Raw genomic sequence first — 17,530 nt, 5'->3', positions numbered from 1 at the left:
CCTATTTATTTCGTTCAAACCTCTGTTACTTCACAATTGCACCATTCGGCATGCTGTCTGGAACTGTAGCAACCGTCAATTGACCGTCCTTCGAAGCAGCCAAAATCATACCTTGGGACAAGACACCCCGCAGCTTCACTGGCTTCAGATTCGCTACACAGATTACCTTGCGTCCAATAAGCTCTTCTGGCTTGTAATATTGAGCGATTCCAGATACAACCTGACGCTGTTCATAGCCCATATCCAATTCCAATCGCAACAGCTTATCTGCTTTAGGAACAGGTTCACAATGTGTGACTTGTGCAACGCGCAGCTCTACCTTCGCAAAATCATCAATTGCGATTTCTTCTTTGGCATCCTCCGGCTTCGCCGACCCTGTCTCAGCCGCAGCAGCACTGTTGTCTGCTTTAGCTTGGGCAGGTGCTTCTTCAGCTGCTGGCTCTGCCTTCTTGCCTCCGTTCATTGCTTCAGCGATGATTTGCACCTCTTCTGCTACTTCCAGACGAGGGAAGATCGGGTCACCCTTCACGACCTTGGTTCCGTTCGGAATGGCTCCGAATGTGCGAACAGATTCCCAAGACGTAATCGTTCCCGCTTCAATACCAAGCTGAGCCCACACCTTCGCTGGGGCTTGTGTCAAGAACGGCTGCAGCAGAATGGAGGAAATACGCAGGCTCTCTGCCAAATGAGCCATAACAGAAGCCAATTCTGCACGCTTGGATTCATCCTTCGCAAGTGCCCAAGGCTGTGTCTCATCAATGTATTTGTTCGTACGGCTGATGAACTGCCAAATGGCAGTCAGAGCTACGGAGAATTCCATATCTTCCATAGCTGCTTCCACTTTATCCACTGTCTGCGCAGCGAAGGCTGCAATTTCACCATCGAATGCCGTAACTTGGCCTGCATATGCAGGAATCTCGCCGTCGAAGTATTTCTCGATCATTGCAACGGTGCGGTTCAACAGGTTGCCAAGATCGTTCGCCAAATCGAAGTTAATGCGCTCTACGAAGCCTTCCGGCGTAAACGTACCATCTGATCCGAACGGCACCTCGCGCAGCAAGTAGTAACGAAGCGCGTCCAATCCGTAACGATCAATCAGCATAACAGGATCGACAACATTGCCTTTGGACTTCGACATTTTGCCGTCCTTCATCAGCAGCCAGCCGTGTCCGAACACTTTCTTCGGAAGCGGAAGATCAAGCGCCATCAGCATAATCGGCCAGTAAATCGTATGGAAACGAATGATCTCTTTCCCGACCAAATGAACATCCGCTGGCCAGTACTTCTTGTACAATTCATCATTGTCCGATCCATATCCTAGAGCGGAAATGTAGTTGGACAGTGCATCAATCCATACATAAACAACATGCTTCGGATCGTTCTTCACCTTCACGCCCCAATCGAAGGACGTACGGGAAACGGCGAGGTCTTCCAAGCCTGGTTTAATGAAGTTGTTAATCATTTCATTTTTACGGGATTCTGGCTGAATGAACTCTGGGTTCGCTTCATAGAATTCCAACAGTCGATCCGCATATTTGCTCATGCGGAAGAAGTAACTCTCTTCCTTAACCAGTTCCACAGAACGGCCGCAATCCGGGCAGTTGCCATTCTCGAGCTGGCGTTCTGTGAAGAACGATTCGCACGGTGTACAATACCAGCCTTCATACGTCCCCTTGTAAATGTCTCCTTGCTGAACCAAGCGGTCGAAAATCGTCTGAACCACATTCTTATGACGCTCTTCAGTTGTGCGAATAAAGTCATCATAAGTGATATCCAGCTTGTTCCACAGTTCCTTAATCCCACTTACAATGTTGTCAACGAACTGCTGTGGAGTTACCCCTGCGTCCTTCGCCTTGCGTTCGATCTTCTGACCATGCTCGTCTGTACCCGTCAAGTAGCGAACATCAAAACCGCGCAAACGCTTATAGCGTGCCATTGCGTCCCCTGCTACAGTTGTGTACGCATGACCGATATGCAGCTTGTCGCTTGGATAGTAGATCGGCGTTGTGATGTAAAATGTGTTGCGTTGTTGACTCATTGTTCGTTCATCCTCCTCAGCATATGCCTCTTCATGCAGCAAATCCGATGTTGTCTTTCTTGCACTTCACTAGAGTTTCAATCAAAGCTTCGACAAAAGCTTCAATAAACAGAAAAAGCCCCCGCCCAATTTGGGACGAGAGCTGTATCTCACGTGGTACCACCCAATTTCCCACCTGCATACATATCGACAGGCGGCTTCATTGTGACCGGTATGTAGCCGATCAAGCATTCGTTAACGGGAATGATGCGCCAACAGCTTACGGTAGAGCCTGCTTCTCGCAGCTCAATCACTCGCTCACCATCAGTTCCTCCCGGACCATGTTCGGAAGAGCGTCCATACCGGTTCCCAGCAATACCGGCTCTCTGAAATGGCATCTCTGCTTACTTATCCGTTCCTCGGAGATATCGATTTCCAATTATGTGCATCCAACAACTACCCTCAAATATAAATCAGGAACTGTCCCTCTGTCAAGGACGCTTCGGAGGAACCTTGTCTATTCCTCCAGGGTGAAATGGATGGCACTTGGCGATTCGCTTCATCGTCAGCCATGTGCCCTTCACAGGCCCATGGACTTCCAATGCTTCCATCGCATAAGTGGAACATGTCGGATAGAAGCGGCACGTAGGCGGTTTGAGCGGTGATATCCATTTGCGGTAGGCTCGAACTGGTGCCTGTGCCACCCTTGTTCCCAGACTTCGTCGAATTTGACGTTGGTCATCTTCATGCTCAGGTGTGTCCTCACTTGAGGAACTGCATCGCTTGCCTTCTTCCTCCGTCATATCCCGGTTCCACCTGTATTATGGTTAGGTATAGAAGTTGAATTATCCTTATCTGTACATGTAGAGCAGTATCCAAACACTTCGAATTTATGTTGAACGACCTGAAATTGATCAGGTACATCGGTCTGCGACATCGGGCAGAAATGGATCGGATACGTCTTCTCACACTGCAAACATATCATGTGATGGTGATGATGCCCATCTGCACAAGTTACGCGGAACTTGACTCCATCCTCGAACACTACCTGCTCAAGAACGCCTAGATCGAACATGATTCGCAAATTGCGGTATACCGTGTCGAAGCTCAAGCCGGAATAGCGCTTCCCCATAAATTCGTATACATCCTTAGGTGTTAAATATCCATTCGTGTCAGCGAACAGCTTCGCCAAGGTTCGACGCTGATCCGTAATTCTCATCCCTGAATCAGCCATTTTCTCTATAATTTGTTCTGTCTTCAGCATCGAAGTCCCTCCTCTATGATGTGGAACCCGTCACTACTATAATGCGCTATTACTAGCGGTAAAGTCAAACCCGAAGTATAGAAAAAGGACTGCCCCTATTCTACAAAAATCGGAGACAGTCCTTCTCAAAAAAATGATTCAATTTATAATAAAAGATCAGTGCTATGAATTAAGACTTCGCCTTCGGAAGTGGCATGAATATGAAATTGACCGGCAAGCTGCTGCCTGCTGCAGGAGAGAATAAAATCTCAACCTTTTCTTCATAATCTCCTGTACGATAGACGACACTTGCTTCATTCGAACCTTTTAGCAATCCCTGATTCGGCGTATTTACCGCCTTACCATTTACTAATATGGCACCAGTATATGATCCTGCGCGCGAATTGAAGGCGATAAGTGTGTTAGGCGCGACCTTGTTCAAGTGGATACGATACAACACTCCATAATTGCCCGCATTTAGACGATCTTCAAACGTCATCATGTCGGATCCGGTAATGTACTTATCGCTATTGTTATCTGCGATTAACAGGCGTTCTTCCTTGGTACCAACTGTTTCGTCCACCGTGAACACCCGATCGGCATTTTCAAATGTTCCGCGGATATGCTTCCCGTCAATCGGCAGCTGAGGCAAATTCTCGAATTCTTTTAATACATCCTTCTTCGCATCCAGCGCTACGATCGTATATTCAAGCGTACTATCTCCGTAGAAATCCGAATATAACGTAAACACATCTCTCGGCTTGAATGTAGGATTACTCAATTCCGGTACTACAATTTTCGTTTCATTCGGCTTCAACTTTGTTTCCGTTGTTTTGCCATCCTCAAATGATTGGAAATAACGAATTGTCGCCTTCATCCCCGTATCTTGCGGACTGGGACTAGGCCCTGCAAAGCCTTGGTGCTGCACCGTCAAGGTAGCCGGATCATCGGATACGTTCGTGACCAAAATGTAAAACTTCATATTATAATTGGTCGAATTCAAATGGTGAGCAAAAATCCGCGCTCCGCCTGCAACACGATCTTGATATAGGATTCCATCTTTCAATACTTCTTCTGGACTGTTCGCGCGGTACAATGCACGGCGTTCTTCTGTCACTTTTGGTTTGATTTCCTTATAACCAAGAATAGACCCAGCGTCTACTTGATATTTATCCCCTTGTGGTGTGAACAATTTGTTAAAATCATCGAACGTGTACAGCACTTCATCCGTTACGGAGATCGTTTGGCTTACTTCAGCCGTAAGGCCGTACTTGTTCTTCACTTTCAGCGTAATTGTCTTCTCACCCGGCTCGAAGAATGCCGGTTGTTTGTTCACCCACTCGCGTTTCAATTCCGTATCTTCTTCATCCGTACTCAAATCGTCATATTTAATCGGTTCACCCATTTTATATGTCGTTTTATCCGTACGGAAGCTTGCTACTGGCGGTGTATGCGGTCTTGTAACCGTAATTGTCTGGGAATACGGATCACTCCACTCCCCATCCTCATCACGTACGCGCAGTGTAATCGTATATGTGCCTGGCTCGTCATAGATTTCTTGATTCCCGTCCCAATCTACTTCAACAATCTGACGGCCACGTGGATGCGTGGATTGATCTGTGAATGTAACACGAGTCTCTCCTGCAATAATGTCTTTCTGATCAACTTTAAACTTCGCAATTGGCTTAGCGCTAAGCTGAATGATGATGCGCTTCGATGCTTGTTCCCACTTATATGGAATTGCCATTGCATCCATCGCGGATGTAACTGGAACCATGAATACGCTATTTGAAATATAAGAAGCGCCCTTCATTTTTGTAGAGACACCGTTTACCCGATAGTCTGCACTTCCCATTTTGTAACGAAGTTCTTTGTCACCGTTCTTGATGATCGTTTCCTTCGTCTTGTTATCAAAGTCCAGCTTGAATCCAAAGCGATCTATCAGTGAACGAATTGCGATATAGGAAACGCCCTTCTTGACCGTAATCGGCTGTGGAGATGTGTATTCAATCCCATCTTGATAGATCTTATTGCTGTCTGCAATTAGGACAACAACATTCTTGTCATATTCCCCAGGTAGAACGGATTGAACACGTGCCTGTGAAACTTGCTTGTTGTCTTGCTTCTTATCCAGTTGGTTCTCTTCCTGATTGCTGCTGTCTTCCGCAGTATTTGAAGACTTATCCGTTTCGACTGTACCACTTACCTCAGTATTCGTCGTCCCCTCTGCAGCGAACACAGGTACTACTGTGAACAATTGCACTGCGGCTACACAGGCAACGAAAAGCTTTTTCCAAGATTTCATAGTAAATGTCCTACTCCTCATCCATCGTTTATATTTCGAAATGTTAATACAATGTGTAGATTGAACATAGTTATAGACGCATTCCTGGGTAAAAAGTTTCTATTTTTTCATTCTTTTTTTAAGGAATATTAAATGAAAGTCAATATTTACATTTCATTTTCTGAAATCATTGTGATTTTACATTTTCTTCATATCCAAAAAAAAGACCTGCACCGATCGATCGGTACAGGTCTCGAGATGAGTTCTATTGCTGTTTCGCGTAAGAAGCACTGTGCCCAAATGGGTATTGCTCCGAAATCGTAACCGGCAGTTTGCCCTTCGGCTCCTGCAGGCCGAGCAGCACATTCCCCAGAGCTTTCATTGCAGCAGGGCGGTTCTCATAGCAGCACAAGTACGTAGGTGCATCAGGGAATTGATTCAGATCATATGGATTGCGAGTCGATGCAACAATGACGCGTGTATTGCTGCGTGCTAACAATGCATTCACCACATCAACCTGTCCTTGATGCAGCTTCGATACTGGATTGTAAGTCAGGATCACAATCTGACTATATCCTTCTGTGCTTGCCAAAATTTCTTCCACTTCAACGGAGTCTGGATCATTGTTAATCCGGAGCAGCTCCACATCGTTCATATGTGGTTGCAGTGCAGATGCCAACGTATATTCCTGTACGATAAGATCATCGACCTCTGAACGAGTCCGCACTTGAGGCCAGATCACAAGCGTCTTCGCGCTGCGATCAAGCGGCAGTGCACCAGCCTCATCCTTAACAAGCGTCGTACTGTCCTCGAACATACGATCAACCAATGCCTTAGATTCAGGCGTAGCGAAATAAGAAGCGAAATCCTCTGGAACTTCTGTCTCTTCGCCCATATGACGCTTATTTTTCAAGGTAATGATACGATCGATGGATTCGTCGATGCGCGATTCAGCGATGCGACCGGTACGAACAGCCTCGCACAGCGCTTGAATCGATGCAACTTGCTCTTCATACGTATGGCTGACTAGCAAAATATCAGCACCGGCTTCAACTGCGCGCACCGCACCCTCAGCCACACCAACTTCCTTCGAAATTGCATGCATTTCCAAGCAATCTGTTACGATCAAGCCATCATAGCCCATGCGGTGGCGGAGCAGCTTCGTAAGCACATTATGGGACAACGTAGCTGGGATGGAATCCGGCTCAAATGCAGGGAAAATGACATGCGCCGTCATAATGCAATCAACACCCTCTTGAATCGCACGAGCAAATGGAGCAAGCTCAACTGCAACCAAACGTTCCTCATCATGCGGTACAGCAGCAAGGCCGTGATGAGAGTCGACAGCCGTGTCGCCATGTCCTGGGAAATGCTTCGCCGTTGCAGCCACATTTGCCTCTTGCAGGCCGCGAATTTGTGCAGTTCCAAGTTCAGCTACCAGATCAGGACGTTCACTGTATGAACGAACCCCGATTACAGGATTCTCCGAATTGTTGTTCACATCCAAGCTCGGTGCGAAGTTCATGTTAATGCCAAGACGGAGCATCTCTTCTCCGCAAATACGTGCAGCCTCATAAGCATGCTCAGCACTGCGCGTGGCTCCAATTGTCATATTGCCCGGGATTAGCGTAATATCCTCCCAATCGATCCGTGCTACCATACCGCCTTCTTGGTCAATACTAATGAAGAGCGGAATATTCGTCTGTTCACCGGAAATCTCTTGCAAATGATGAGATAACGCACTTACTTGCTCTTTGCTAACCACGTTGCGCTTGAAATAAATAATGCCTCCAACGTGGTGCTCCTTAATCAAGGAACGGATATTATCGTTTACCTCTGTCGTTGCGAATCCACACATCACCATTTGGCCAATTTTTTGCTCAAGCGTCAGTTGAAGTTTACTCATCTCACTCATCCCATCCTCTTCATATCGTGAATTCTTGATGTGATTCATTTAAGCGTTATCATTTTCCCGTCTGAACGGCATCCTCGCGATATTCCGTCGGCTTCTTGCCTGTGTACTTCTGGAAGACCTTGGAGAAGTATCGTCTTTCTGAATATCCAACAAGCGCACCAATCTGTGTAATGCTCTTGTCTGTTGTGCGGAGCAATGACATCGCCAGCTCCATTCGCTGACGCGTCACGTATTCAACAAACGTTTCCCCGAAATGATTCTTAAACAACAAACTGAAATAACTGCAGCTGATTCCTAAGTAATCAGCCATTTCCTCGACGCCGATATCTGAGCCTAAATTGCGGTGAATATAATCCTTGGCCGATATCATTAGGAGCTCGCTCGACTTCTTGTTCATCGCGTGTTCCTTCGTATGATCGACCAACTCCATAATCGCACACATTAAGTCCTTGACGCCCATCATATGCTGAAGCTTATTCCACACCGCCTCTTCTTCTTGCGGTGTAACTAGTTCCCACTCTCTCATCTCACGAATCAAGTGAATGATGACATAATGAAGGAACGTTTCCGCGCGTACAATGGACTGCTCAGACATATACATCAGGCTGGATTGCAAGGCATGCATTCCGTCATCGACCTTAGAGCGATCATTCTGCTTCATCCCCGCCACGATATCTTCGACTAACTGCCACTGTGAGACAGAGGCCGCCTGTCTTGCTACTGAGCCTTCATCGACAGATACGAGCTGTTCATCATCGGTATGCAAAATAAGAGTACGCTGCAGGCGTTTGTACGTATGTGCCAAGCTCATGAGAGGGATCGGACCATTATCCCATGCAAGGCTTACGGTCATCTTCACATGGCCTCGAACCGCCTGCTGAATTTCCTGTGCCCAGCGCGCCATATCGACCGAAGTAACCTCATGCTGGTCACGATAGCATTGAAGAAGTACGCACCACTCCCCTTCACGCATTTGCAATACGGCATATTTATTCCAATCATCCACTATAGCATCCTGCAGCACGTTGCGAACTGCGAAATTCCACAGCTTGCGCTCATTGTCACTCCAAGAGGCGCTTTGCTGCGCATAGCCATCCAAGTCAACGAGCAGCAGCGAGTAAGCCAGCTTGTCAATCGGCTGCTCTTCATCGACCATGAAGGCCGCAAGTGCGCCAGTGGAGAATCCCATAAGAACATCGAACATCATCTTCTCATAAGCGAGACTAATCATGCGCCCCCAGCGCCTTTCCGACAGCTTCTTCTCCAGTTGACGGGTGCGTACAAGATCAGCAAGCTTCTTCACGGTCAATTCCAGCTCATCGTAGTTAATCGGCTTCAGTACATAATCACGAACACCATGCTGCATTGCGATGCGAGCATACTCGAATTCCTGATAGCCCGTCAGCATCATAACCTCGGCTTCACAACCCATTTTACGAATTTCTCGCAGAAAGTCCATACCGTCCATAACGGGCATACGAATATCACACAAAATGATGTCTGGCTCGTGCTGCCGCACCATTTCCAGCCCTTCCACACCATTGCGAGCTGTGCCTACCAATTCAACATTCAGCTCATCCCACGGGATGACCAGCTTCAAGTTGTTCAAAATCGGTACCTCATCATCAATGAGCAATGCCTTCACACTCATAACGTATCACCCTGTTCGTATTTCGGTATCACACACTGAATCATCGTTCCCATCTGTGAAGCGGAACAGATGAACAATCCATAACCAGGACCATATCGAATGCGCAAGCGATCTGCTACACTGCGGACTCCGAGTCCCCTACGTTCCGTATTGTACGACTCTTCTTCCTGCGGCAGAACCGATTTTTGCTCATCGGAGAGCATATATTGGAACTTTCTTAATTGTTCATTCGACATGCCCATCCCATTATCCTCTACCCGAATGAGAATGCGATCTTCATCCTCAAATGCGGTAATGCGAATCCATCCTGTGTGCTCAATTCCATCAAATCCGTGTTGGATTGAGTTCTCGACAAGCGGCTGCAGAGTCAGCTTCATCACCTTGCAGTGCATGATGTGTTCCGGTACGTCAATTTCGAAGTTGAACAGCTCTTCGAATCGGAACTTTTGAATTTCAAGATAGCTCTTCAAATATTCAAGTTCTTCGCGAAGCGTAATTTCCTCTTTATCCTGAATGCTAATGCGTAAAATATTGCCTAGGCGATAAACCATCTGGCTAACCTTGCGCCCTTCATTTTGAATTGCCAGAACATTAATCGATTCAAGTGTATTAAATAAAAAGTGCGGTTTAATTTGAGCTTCCAGCACTCTCATTTCCGCCTTATTCTTCTGCTGCTGCTCATTCTTCACTTGATCAATAAGTCCAGACACCCGATCCATGAGACTATTGAATCCATGCGAGAGCATACGTAGCTCATCTCTGCCCTCTTCATCAACACGGGCGTTCAGATCACCATGCTCAACCCTGCGCATAAATCGAACGATGCGCGTAATGTTGCGCGTTATTCGGTTCGTAAACAACAGGTTGAACAGCAGCGCTCCAAGGATGCAGAGGAATAGGATGGTAGATACCCATTTCAGAAATACGACCATCTCCTTCGAGAGAGAGCTCCAGTCGCGCACGGAGATCAAATACCAGCCGTAATCACTCATGGGGTGGTACGTGATCACACTTTCGCGTTCCCCAAATTTGTCCTTGTAGCTTACATAAGTATTTTCGAACTTGATCGGCTTCGAAGCATAATCAGCGATCATATGGCCAGCAAGCTGCTTCGAGTTGTCGTATAGAATCTGCCCATCGCGATTGACGATAAAGAACTTCGTATTCTCCATCTGATCAGCCGTATAAAACTTGTTAAAGAACGTGTCGAGATCCCAGTTCTTAATCTGGATGATCGATATTCCAATTGGCCTCATCGTCGATAGATCCTTTACAACTCGAATCTGGGTAAAGACCTGCTCAGAGCCAGTCAGTTCTGGATATTCATTTGGCCCGACCCATAACGGAACCCCGTTCAAGTCCATGACTTTCTTAAACACAGGATGCTTTTTGAATTCATGAAAAGGCATTTCCTTGAAGTTGTCTTTGGAAAATATTGGGATAATCCCTTCTCTTTGTGCATATGGGCTGAAATTGTACAAAAAGGCATAACTAATCGCAGGATGGTTGAACAGCAGCTTGCGGAAATTCTGCTGGCGTTCGTTCATCCGGATATAGTCCGTGCCTTTTAGCGTATCATCAACTTGCTTCCCGGCTGGCCGCCCCTGTTCATCCACAAAGTAAAGCTTTCCATTATCGTCATATCTGACGACGCTTGAGCTTACCATATCGTGTTCGTAGGGATTAGGCGATACCAACGCCTTCTGGAAGACGTTATTCGCAATGCCTGTGTCGGATACTTTATTGATTTCATCGAATATGTAGCCGATGCTGTGGCTCATGGCCCGCATCGAGAATTGCGCTTGCTCACTATATTTCTTCTCTAGCAAATTAAATGTAATCACAAATGTAATCGTTCCAAGTAAAAGCAAAGGGATAATGATAAGCAAAATAAATCCACTAAACATCTTAAATCGTAAATTCATTGTGCACATTACCCCTTTACTCTCTCTCTAGTCATCTATGAATATATTAACACGTAAGAGCTTACATTTCATGCAGAAACTATGAAAAGATTAGCCCTTAACCCCGCCTGCTGTGAGACCCTCAATAATTTTCTCTTGCAGGATTGCGTAGATGACCATAACAGGTACGACACTGTATACGATACCAGCCGCCATCTGCGCGTAGTTCGTGTTATACGTATCACGGAAGCCGACCATACCGACCGGAAGTGTACGCAAGTTGTCTGTTGAGATAAAGAAGTTTGCGAGCAAGAATTCATTCCAGTTGCCGAGGAAGTTGACAATGAATACAGTCACGAGCGCTGGTACCGTCAACGGCAAGATGACTTTGAAGAAAATGCCTGGTGCCTTCAAGCCGTCAATTACAGCTGCTTCCTCAATCTCAGACGGGAGACTTCGCATAAATGCCGCCAAGATAATTATTGTAAATGGTATTGCCCCTGCCGTGTAAGGAACATATAGGGCCCAGTGCTTATCGAGCATGTTCAAGTTCTTCAAGATGCCGTAAATCGGAAGCAGCAATGCATTGCCCGGAATGAGCAAGCCTAGCAAAATGAACTGGAACACTGCTGCACTCATTTTCTTATAGCGCATACGTGTAATCGCAAAGGACGCTAGAGACGCGATGAGAATCGTAGACACGGATGCTGCAAGTGAAATATACAAGCTATTTACGAAATATGTGCTAATTTTGGCATTGACCCAAGCTTTCACATAGTTATCCCAAGCAAATTCTGTCGGCAAACCGAATGGATTCGCTGCAATGGCTCCGTTGTCTGTCTTCACCGATGAGAACAAGACGAACAGGAATGGGAATAGAATAACCGCCAAATACAACAGAAGGAAAATATGAGGGGTGCCCTTTTTCAGCTGTTTCATCATTAGTATTCAATCCTTTCCGTTCTACGCGCAATAAGTACTTGATAAAGCACTGTCACGATGAGCGTGAACACGAAGATAAGGACTGCAATGCTGTTCCCATAGCCATATTTGAAACTTGTAATCGAGTGCTTGATCATATAAGTTGCCATAACATCGGTTGCCCCTGCCGGGCCGCCCTTGGTCATAACGATGACGATATCTGCCGCCTTCATTGCACCTGCGATCGATAGCATAATAACCACGGAGATGATCGGCATAATGAGCGGAATCGTAATGCGCATCGCACGTTGAACGCCAGTTGCGCCATCAATCATCGCTGCTTCGTCAAGATCTTTCGGAATCGCTAGAATTGCAGCCAACACCATAACAATGTAGAAACCGGTCCACTGCCAAGCGTTCGTAATCAAGATCGAAATCATTGCCGTTTTCTTGTCTGCCAGCCACATAAGCGGATCGATACCGAACAAACCTAACAGCTTGTTAAGAAGCCCTGTGTCCGGATCGTAAATGAAGCCCCACAAAATACCGATGACGGCCGTGGACATAACAGACGGCATGAATACTGCTGTCTTGTACAATCCTTTCAAACGCTTGACATTGGAGATGAGCAGTGAGAAGAAAATGATTAACGGGACTTGGACTAACAAAGAGAACAAAATAAAGTATCCATTGTTCTTCACCGATTCCCAAAAGTCTGGCTTACTCATCACATTGAGATAGTTGTCAAAGCCAATAAATGTAACGTCCTTCGATATTCCGTTCCAACTCGTAAAGCTGTAGTAAATCGCATTGATTACCGGGTATATAAAGAATGCGATGAACAAAACGAGCGTAGGAAGCAAAAATAACACATATGTTAAGGGGTTTCTTAATGCTTTGTTCATATGATTTCCCTCCGTCCGTCCCACATCGTAATCATACTGGTTGACTGCTGCTCAGGATGATAAATGAGCACCACCCCCCGATACGGACAGGTGGTGCTCCTTGTGGTCAAGCTTGCTTTTTATTTATCTTATTTCGATGCTGCGTTCGCTTCTTCTTGTACTTTTTGCACGGCATCCAGAGCCGCTTGCGGTTCAGCTTCGCCGCTAATCATTTTTTGGAGCTGTTGACCGAGTGCAGTATTCACATCCGCTTGAACGAGTGCGTCAAATGCAGGCCATGTGAATTTCACGTCTTTCATTTGAGCCATAATCGCTTTAAGCAAATCATTGCCTTCGGCAGCTGTATCCAGCTTCGCCTGGTCAATCTTCAATGTAGGGATAACGCCATCTTCCTTCAAGCCGCGCAATTGCATGTCTTCATTGTAAAGGTTCTTGATGAACGCTTTCACCGCTTCCATCTTGCGTGGATCTTCAGCAATCTTGGAAGAGAATGCATAACCATTGTTCGAATCGAACATTACGCTGTATCCGTCGCCTTCTTTAGCCGGAGGCATCATAAAGAAGCCTGCCTTGTTATGCAATTTACCGGATTGTGTTGCATCAGCGAATACGGAAGATGCCCAAGATCCGTCGAACATCATAATGGCTTCGCCATTAACCAACTGTGTGCGTTGTGTTGCATAGTCGAGACCAAGCTCGCCTTTTTTGAAGTAGCCTTTCTTGATCCAATCTTGGTGTTTCGCAAATGCTTCTACCATTTTTGGATCGTTCCACTTCGTTGTTCCTTTCGCAAATCCGGAAGTAATATCCGCACCGCCGTAGTAGGACCACAACGTGTTTGTTGTCATCAATGGCACCCAAGCATCCTTGGAGCCAATTGCGAATGGAATTTTGCCGTCAGCCTTTACTTTTTCAGCGATTGCTTCAAGCTCAGCCAATGTTTTAGGAATTTGAATTCCTTTTTCAGCGAAATAGTCTTTGTTATAGAAGTAACCTTCAATTGAAGCACCGATTGGTAAACCGTAGATCTTGTCTTCTACTGTCCATTGTGCAAGAGATTGGAACTTGTCCTTCAATCCAAGCTCATCCAGAATCGGAGCTACATCAAGTATAAGTCCATTCTCCGCGTACAATTTCACGTCTGGGTTACCGAAGGCATCAAAGATATCTGGAGGAGATCCGCTTCCCATTTCTGCACGAAGCTTCTCTTTGCGGTTAACCTCAGAGTCAACACCGTCAAGCTTAATTGTTAGACCTGGAACTTCGGATTCTGTCTTCTTTACAACATCTTGCAAGATAGCGAAGCGATTTTTCTTTGAATCACCCAGCTGCGTATGACGAAGAGTAAGCTCAAATGGTTCAACCTTTTTATCTTCACCAGCTTGGTTCGCTGGCTTCTCAGAACCACTCTCTGACTTTGATCCGCATCCTGTAAGCGCTGTCGTTGCGATGAACAGAAGCGTCAGAATCATTACCAATCCTTTTTTCATGTAAGGACCCTCCCGTATGTTTTTGTCTGCCAGTATCTTCTTGTTGTTTGGTACGCTTTTATTATAATTCGACAATGTCCTTCCTGTAAGGACGACATTTTTACTATTGGGGGATAAAATCCTCTAACGAATGAGGGATAAAATAAAACAGCGATCAAAACCTCGGTTTGAGGATTTGACCGCCAATTTATGAAACACCTAGCATATTTGCTTGTCTAGTAACTTCCCAATTCAGCTCACGCAATACAATTTTTTGTAGAGCAGGTGAATGAATATGAGCTATTTCATTTGCATCCTCTATTTAATTCCCTCTTGTGAAATTGTACAGCCTATCATACAGTTCACGTACGCTCGGATTCGTGCTGCTCGCTGCATCGCGCAGAACCGGCCCGCTTCCTTTATAATACGCAGTAAAGCCTTTCCCTGCGAATCCATATTGATAGCCTGCGTTCATATATTCATTGAATCGGCTCCGGAACGTATTATCCGTTAGCATACGATTGTCGAACTCGACTTCAACACCCATGCCATATCGTTTGGCCGTTTGAATCCCATCTACAAGACGATCAATTGATAAATCTTCAAAAAAGTAGTTCGGCTGGTACGTCGCTGCATCGAAGCCTGCGTCCTTCCATATAAAACTCTTATAGGTCAAGGAATGAGGGATCCAGAACGATTTCAGCCCTCTTGCATGAACATCCGAGTTCATCATCCGCAGGAAGTCTGGGGCTGACTTGGACCAGCTAACTTCTTCATCCACCCAGTACATGCCAACCAGCTCAAGGTTGGAGTAGTTGTTCGCATTCCAGCGGTTTTGTACCTCTTGCAACCACCATCTGACTGCCTTCTGGCGTGTCGCCAAAGCTTTCTCTATGCCTACGCTGGCTTCACTAAAGTTCTCCGTAATTCCGTCGCCGTCAATATCTCCGAAGTTCGTCGTGTTTTCTCCAGGATTTGGGAGCATCATGACAACCTTTGTTTTGTGATTCGGCTGTCCAAGCTGCAGCCCTACTTCCTTCGTAGCTTCATTCAGCTGCTTCAAGTCGCCTTGAGCGCCAAATGTTTTATCCAGGTACCATTGCCAATCCGTCAGGAGTGAATCCTTTCCGAAATCACGACCCGCCGGAGATTGGAGACCCAGCATTAACACACCATCAAAGAACCAATCCTGAACCTGTCCGGCTTGATTCACGTAACCAATTTCCGGAATCAGGCTGTCTTTTGTCCACGCAGGAACGTCAGGATAATACCCATTGTAGACAAGTGATAAATTACGGATTGCAGCAGTGTCGACACCTGGGTACTGGAATTCGAACGGCTTCATATTCACAACAACTGCCCCGTCAGCCTTACCGTCTGTTCCCATAATTTCAATCTCATCTATAAATGTCCATGCCCGTGGATGCATCGAGAACACAACCTTCACGTAGCGTGCATAGGCCATCGTAGCACCTTCTCCTCCGCCTGAAACCCCATCTTTGCTGCCATCCCATACATAGGTTTGATCAATCGGGGGGCCATTCATCCAGCCACGTTCCGTTGCTTTGTGTCCGACAATTCCCCAATTCACACTATCATCTGACACATATATAGATACGCTCAATGGAAACAAAATCGCTGAAGCCGGCCAATCTTGAAGGAAGTGCGCCCTAACACTTGCAATCGATTTCCGTTGACCAAAGTCAAACGTGACTTCCCGCGCCTTCTTCTTAATGTGCCCGACCCACGCTGGATCCGTCACATTCGCAGCGCCCTTAACGCCATTAGTCAGTTTATTGCCCGGATCTGGATAATTCGATTCCGGCGCTTCCGACCATGTGTAGGTAGAACTCGGTGCAAGATTGCGGAGTTGTGGTGCCGCTTGGGCATTCGGCATGTTCGGAATGATTGACAACAATACCAGCATCATGCTAAGGACAAGTGCTGTCATCTTTTTCTTCATAATCAATATCCCCCTATACTCGTTCATTTTCGAAGAATACGGCCCTGAATCATCTAATGATTAAGCTGCAATCATACCTCCTCTATTCATAAATTCATCCAAGAAAGTTGATCCCTCATGATGCCTGTTGCCCTTTCTATGTTGAACCAGTAGCTAACAGCATCTCTTCACCTACTAGTCATGAGGACAATAGAATGCATTTCAACAGCATATATGTTTGGCGATAAAATATTTTATATGATAGCGCTTCCATTATAGATTAGGGAAATTTCCTTTTTTTTATCCTTACAGCGCATTATAGTTTTTTCCTTCCATTATAGAAATAGTTCTTTTCGATCATTTTACACACAATACTATTGAATGCACGTTCTAAGTGAACACTCTTTCAACAATTGCAACAAAAAAAGAGATGACCTCTTCCCTGCTAGGCAAGTCATCTCTCTTCCTATATAAATAGATATGAAATACACTATACGCTCGTCTGCCCGCGGCCCTTCTCAATAAGCGCATAAGCACGCTCCACCTCTTCTGCAGTCGGGGAAGGAATCCCTTCAAGCGGATACTTCTCACCTAGCTGTTCCCACTTGTATACGCCCATTTGATGGTACGGCAGGATTTCGAATTTCTCAACACCTTGCAGTGTACCGATAAAACGACCCAGTTCAAGCAAGTCCTCTTCATTGTCGTTAATCGTCGGTACGAATACGTGTCGAATCCACATTTTCTTGCCATGCTCAGATAACCAACGCGCCGTATCCAGCGTACGTGCATTCGGCACACCTGTAAGTGCAATATGCTTCTCATTGTTAATATGCTTAATATCCAGCAGTACTAGATCCGTAACATTCATCAATTCTTCGAGCTTCGCTACTTCGTTGAAACCGTTCGAATCCAGGGTTGTATGCAGATCCCAGCGCTGCTTCACTTCACGGAATAGCTCTCTAACGAATGCAGCCTGCAGCGTTGGCTCCCCGCCCGATACGGTCAAACCGCCTCCAGAGCTGCGGTAATAAGGCAAGTATGGTTCAATTTCAGCAAGTACTTCCTCAAGTGTCATTTCTTTGCCGTCACCTAAGCTCCATGTATCGCGGTTATGGCAATATTGGCATTTGAGCGCGCACCCCTGCATGAATAAAATAAATCGTATGCCAGGTCCATCAACGGTACCGAATGTTTCTAACGAGTGAATACGTCCGATCATCTCTATCACTTTCCTCTCCAGCCCATTACAACCTGCTTACATGACAAGAGGGGCGCT

Annotated in this window: 13 protein-coding genes; all 13 read right to left on the bottom strand. The window is 46.0% G+C overall.

Annotated elements, in window-relative coordinates; genetic code table 11:
* Positions 1 to 25: 25 nt before the first annotated feature.
* The 13 genes from metG to pflA all read right to left on the bottom strand — a co-directional run bounded on the left by metG (position 26) and on the right by pflA (position 17,473).
* Positions 26 to 2,038: a methionine--tRNA ligase gene (gene metG / locus M3661_RS05750; protein WP_251482925.1), complete on the bottom strand. Its 2,013-nt coding sequence runs from the start codon at positions 2,036 to 2,038 to the stop codon at positions 26 to 28.
* Positions 2,039 to 2,187: 149 nt separating this feature from the next.
* Positions 2,188 to 2,415, bottom strand: coding sequence for a hypothetical protein (locus tag M3661_RS05745; RefSeq protein ID WP_251482922.1), 228 nt, complete (start codon positions 2,413 to 2,415; stop codon positions 2,188 to 2,190).
* A 93-nt stretch (positions 2,416 to 2,508) separates the two neighbouring features.
* Positions 2,509 to 2,733: a membrane protein insertion efficiency factor YidD gene (gene yidD, locus M3661_RS05740; protein ID WP_251483218.1), complete on the bottom strand. Its 225-nt coding sequence runs from the start codon at positions 2,731 to 2,733 to the stop codon at positions 2,509 to 2,511.
* An 83-nt stretch (positions 2,734 to 2,816) separates the two neighbouring features.
* Positions 2,817 to 3,281 (bottom strand): Fur family transcriptional regulator, encoded by a 465-nt coding sequence (locus M3661_RS05735; RefSeq protein ID WP_142543075.1) that lies wholly within the window; start codon positions 3,279 to 3,281, stop codon positions 2,817 to 2,819.
* A gap of 169 nt (positions 3,282 to 3,450) precedes the next feature.
* A complete protein-coding gene (locus M3661_RS05730; protein ID WP_251482920.1) occupies positions 3,451 to 5,565 on the bottom strand; it encodes a stalk domain-containing protein in 2,115 nt (704 codons plus the stop codon).
* Positions 5,566 to 5,809: 244 nt separating this feature from the next.
* Complete coding sequence (gene nagZ / locus M3661_RS05725) at positions 5,810 to 7,450, bottom strand: beta-N-acetylhexosaminidase (RefSeq protein ID WP_251482918.1); 1,641 nt, start codon at positions 7,448 to 7,450, stop codon at positions 5,810 to 5,812.
* Positions 7,451 to 7,508: 58 nt separating this feature from the next.
* Entirely contained in the window at positions 7,509 to 9,110 is a 1,602-nt protein-coding gene (locus tag M3661_RS05720) for a response regulator (protein ID WP_251482916.1), read from the bottom strand.
* Positions 9,107 to 11,035, bottom strand: a complete 1,929-nt coding sequence (locus M3661_RS05715) for a cache domain-containing sensor histidine kinase (protein WP_251482914.1) — start codon at positions 11,033 to 11,035, stop codon at positions 9,107 to 9,109. Before M3661_RS05715 ends, M3661_RS05720 begins: the two co-directional genes overlap by 4 nt.
* Before the next feature lie 90 nt (positions 11,036 to 11,125).
* Entirely contained in the window at positions 11,126 to 11,953 is an 828-nt protein-coding gene (locus M3661_RS05710) for a carbohydrate ABC transporter permease (protein WP_036590578.1), read from the bottom strand.
* Positions 11,954 to 11,955: 2 nt separating this feature from the next.
* Positions 11,956 to 12,840, bottom strand: a complete 885-nt coding sequence (locus M3661_RS05705; RefSeq protein WP_021253020.1) for a carbohydrate ABC transporter permease — start codon at positions 12,838 to 12,840, stop codon at positions 11,956 to 11,958.
* A gap of 128 nt (positions 12,841 to 12,968) precedes the next feature.
* Positions 12,969 to 14,330, bottom strand: coding sequence for an ABC transporter substrate-binding protein (locus M3661_RS05700; RefSeq protein WP_065291934.1), 1,362 nt, complete (start codon positions 14,328 to 14,330; stop codon positions 12,969 to 12,971).
* Between the two features lie 301 nt (positions 14,331 to 14,631).
* On the bottom strand, positions 14,632 to 16,272 hold the full coding sequence (locus tag M3661_RS05695; RefSeq protein WP_251482913.1) for a DUF4855 domain-containing protein: 1,641 nt from the start codon (positions 16,270 to 16,272) through the stop codon (positions 14,632 to 14,634).
* Positions 16,273 to 16,741: 469 nt separating this feature from the next.
* Positions 16,742 to 17,473 (bottom strand): pyruvate formate-lyase-activating protein, encoded by a 732-nt coding sequence (pflA, locus tag M3661_RS05690; protein ID WP_065291933.1) that lies wholly within the window; start codon positions 17,471 to 17,473, stop codon positions 16,742 to 16,744.
* Positions 17,474 to 17,530: the final 57 nt, after the last annotated feature.

The sequence above is a fragment of the Paenibacillus sp. MER 180 genome (assembly GCF_023713665.1).
Classification (GTDB): Bacteria; Bacillota; Bacilli; order Paenibacillales; family Paenibacillaceae; genus Paenibacillus_B; species Paenibacillus_B suaedae.
The sequence above is the reverse complement of the archived record's forward strand: the minus strand, read 5'-3'. Positions and strand labels throughout refer to the sequence as shown.

What these genes read in the sequence shown, in the direction of transcription:
- metG (WP_251482925.1), bottom strand. Translation starts at nt 2,038, where the DNA reads ATGAGTCAACAACGCAACACATTTTACATCACAACGCCGATCTACTAT.
- M3661_RS05745 (WP_251482922.1), bottom strand. Translation starts at nt 2,415, where the DNA reads ATGCCATTTCAGAGAGCCGGTATTGCTGGGAACCGGTATGGACGCTCT.
- M3661_RS05735 (WP_142543075.1), bottom strand. Translation starts at nt 3,281, where the DNA reads ATGCTGAAGACAGAACAAATTATAGAGAAAATGGCTGATTCAGGGATG.
- M3661_RS05730 (WP_251482920.1), bottom strand. Translation starts at nt 5,565, where the DNA reads ATGAAATCTTGGAAAAAGCTTTTCGTTGCCTGTGTAGCCGCAGTGCAA.
- nagZ (WP_251482918.1), bottom strand. Translation starts at nt 7,450, where the DNA reads ATGAGTAAACTTCAACTGACGCTTGAGCAAAAAATTGGCCAAATGGTG.
- M3661_RS05720 (WP_251482916.1), bottom strand. Translation starts at nt 9,110, where the DNA reads ATGAGTGTGAAGGCATTGCTCATTGATGATGAGGTACCGATTTTGAAC.
- M3661_RS05715 (WP_251482914.1), bottom strand. Translation starts at nt 11,035, where the DNA reads ATGAATTTACGATTTAAGATGTTTAGTGGATTTATTTTGCTTATCATT.
- M3661_RS05710 (WP_036590578.1), bottom strand. Translation starts at nt 11,953, where the DNA reads ATGAAACAGCTGAAAAAGGGCACCCCTCATATTTTCCTTCTGTTGTAT.
- M3661_RS05705 (WP_021253020.1), bottom strand. Translation starts at nt 12,840, where the DNA reads ATGAACAAAGCATTAAGAAACCCCTTAACATATGTGTTATTTTTGCTT.
- M3661_RS05700 (WP_065291934.1), bottom strand. Translation starts at nt 14,330, where the DNA reads ATGAAAAAAGGATTGGTAATGATTCTGACGCTTCTGTTCATCGCAACG.
- M3661_RS05695 (WP_251482913.1), bottom strand. Translation starts at nt 16,272, where the DNA reads ATGAAGAAAAAGATGACAGCACTTGTCCTTAGCATGATGCTGGTATTG.
- pflA (WP_065291933.1), bottom strand. Translation starts at nt 17,473, where the DNA reads ATGATCGGACGTATTCACTCGTTAGAAACATTCGGTACCGTTGATGGA.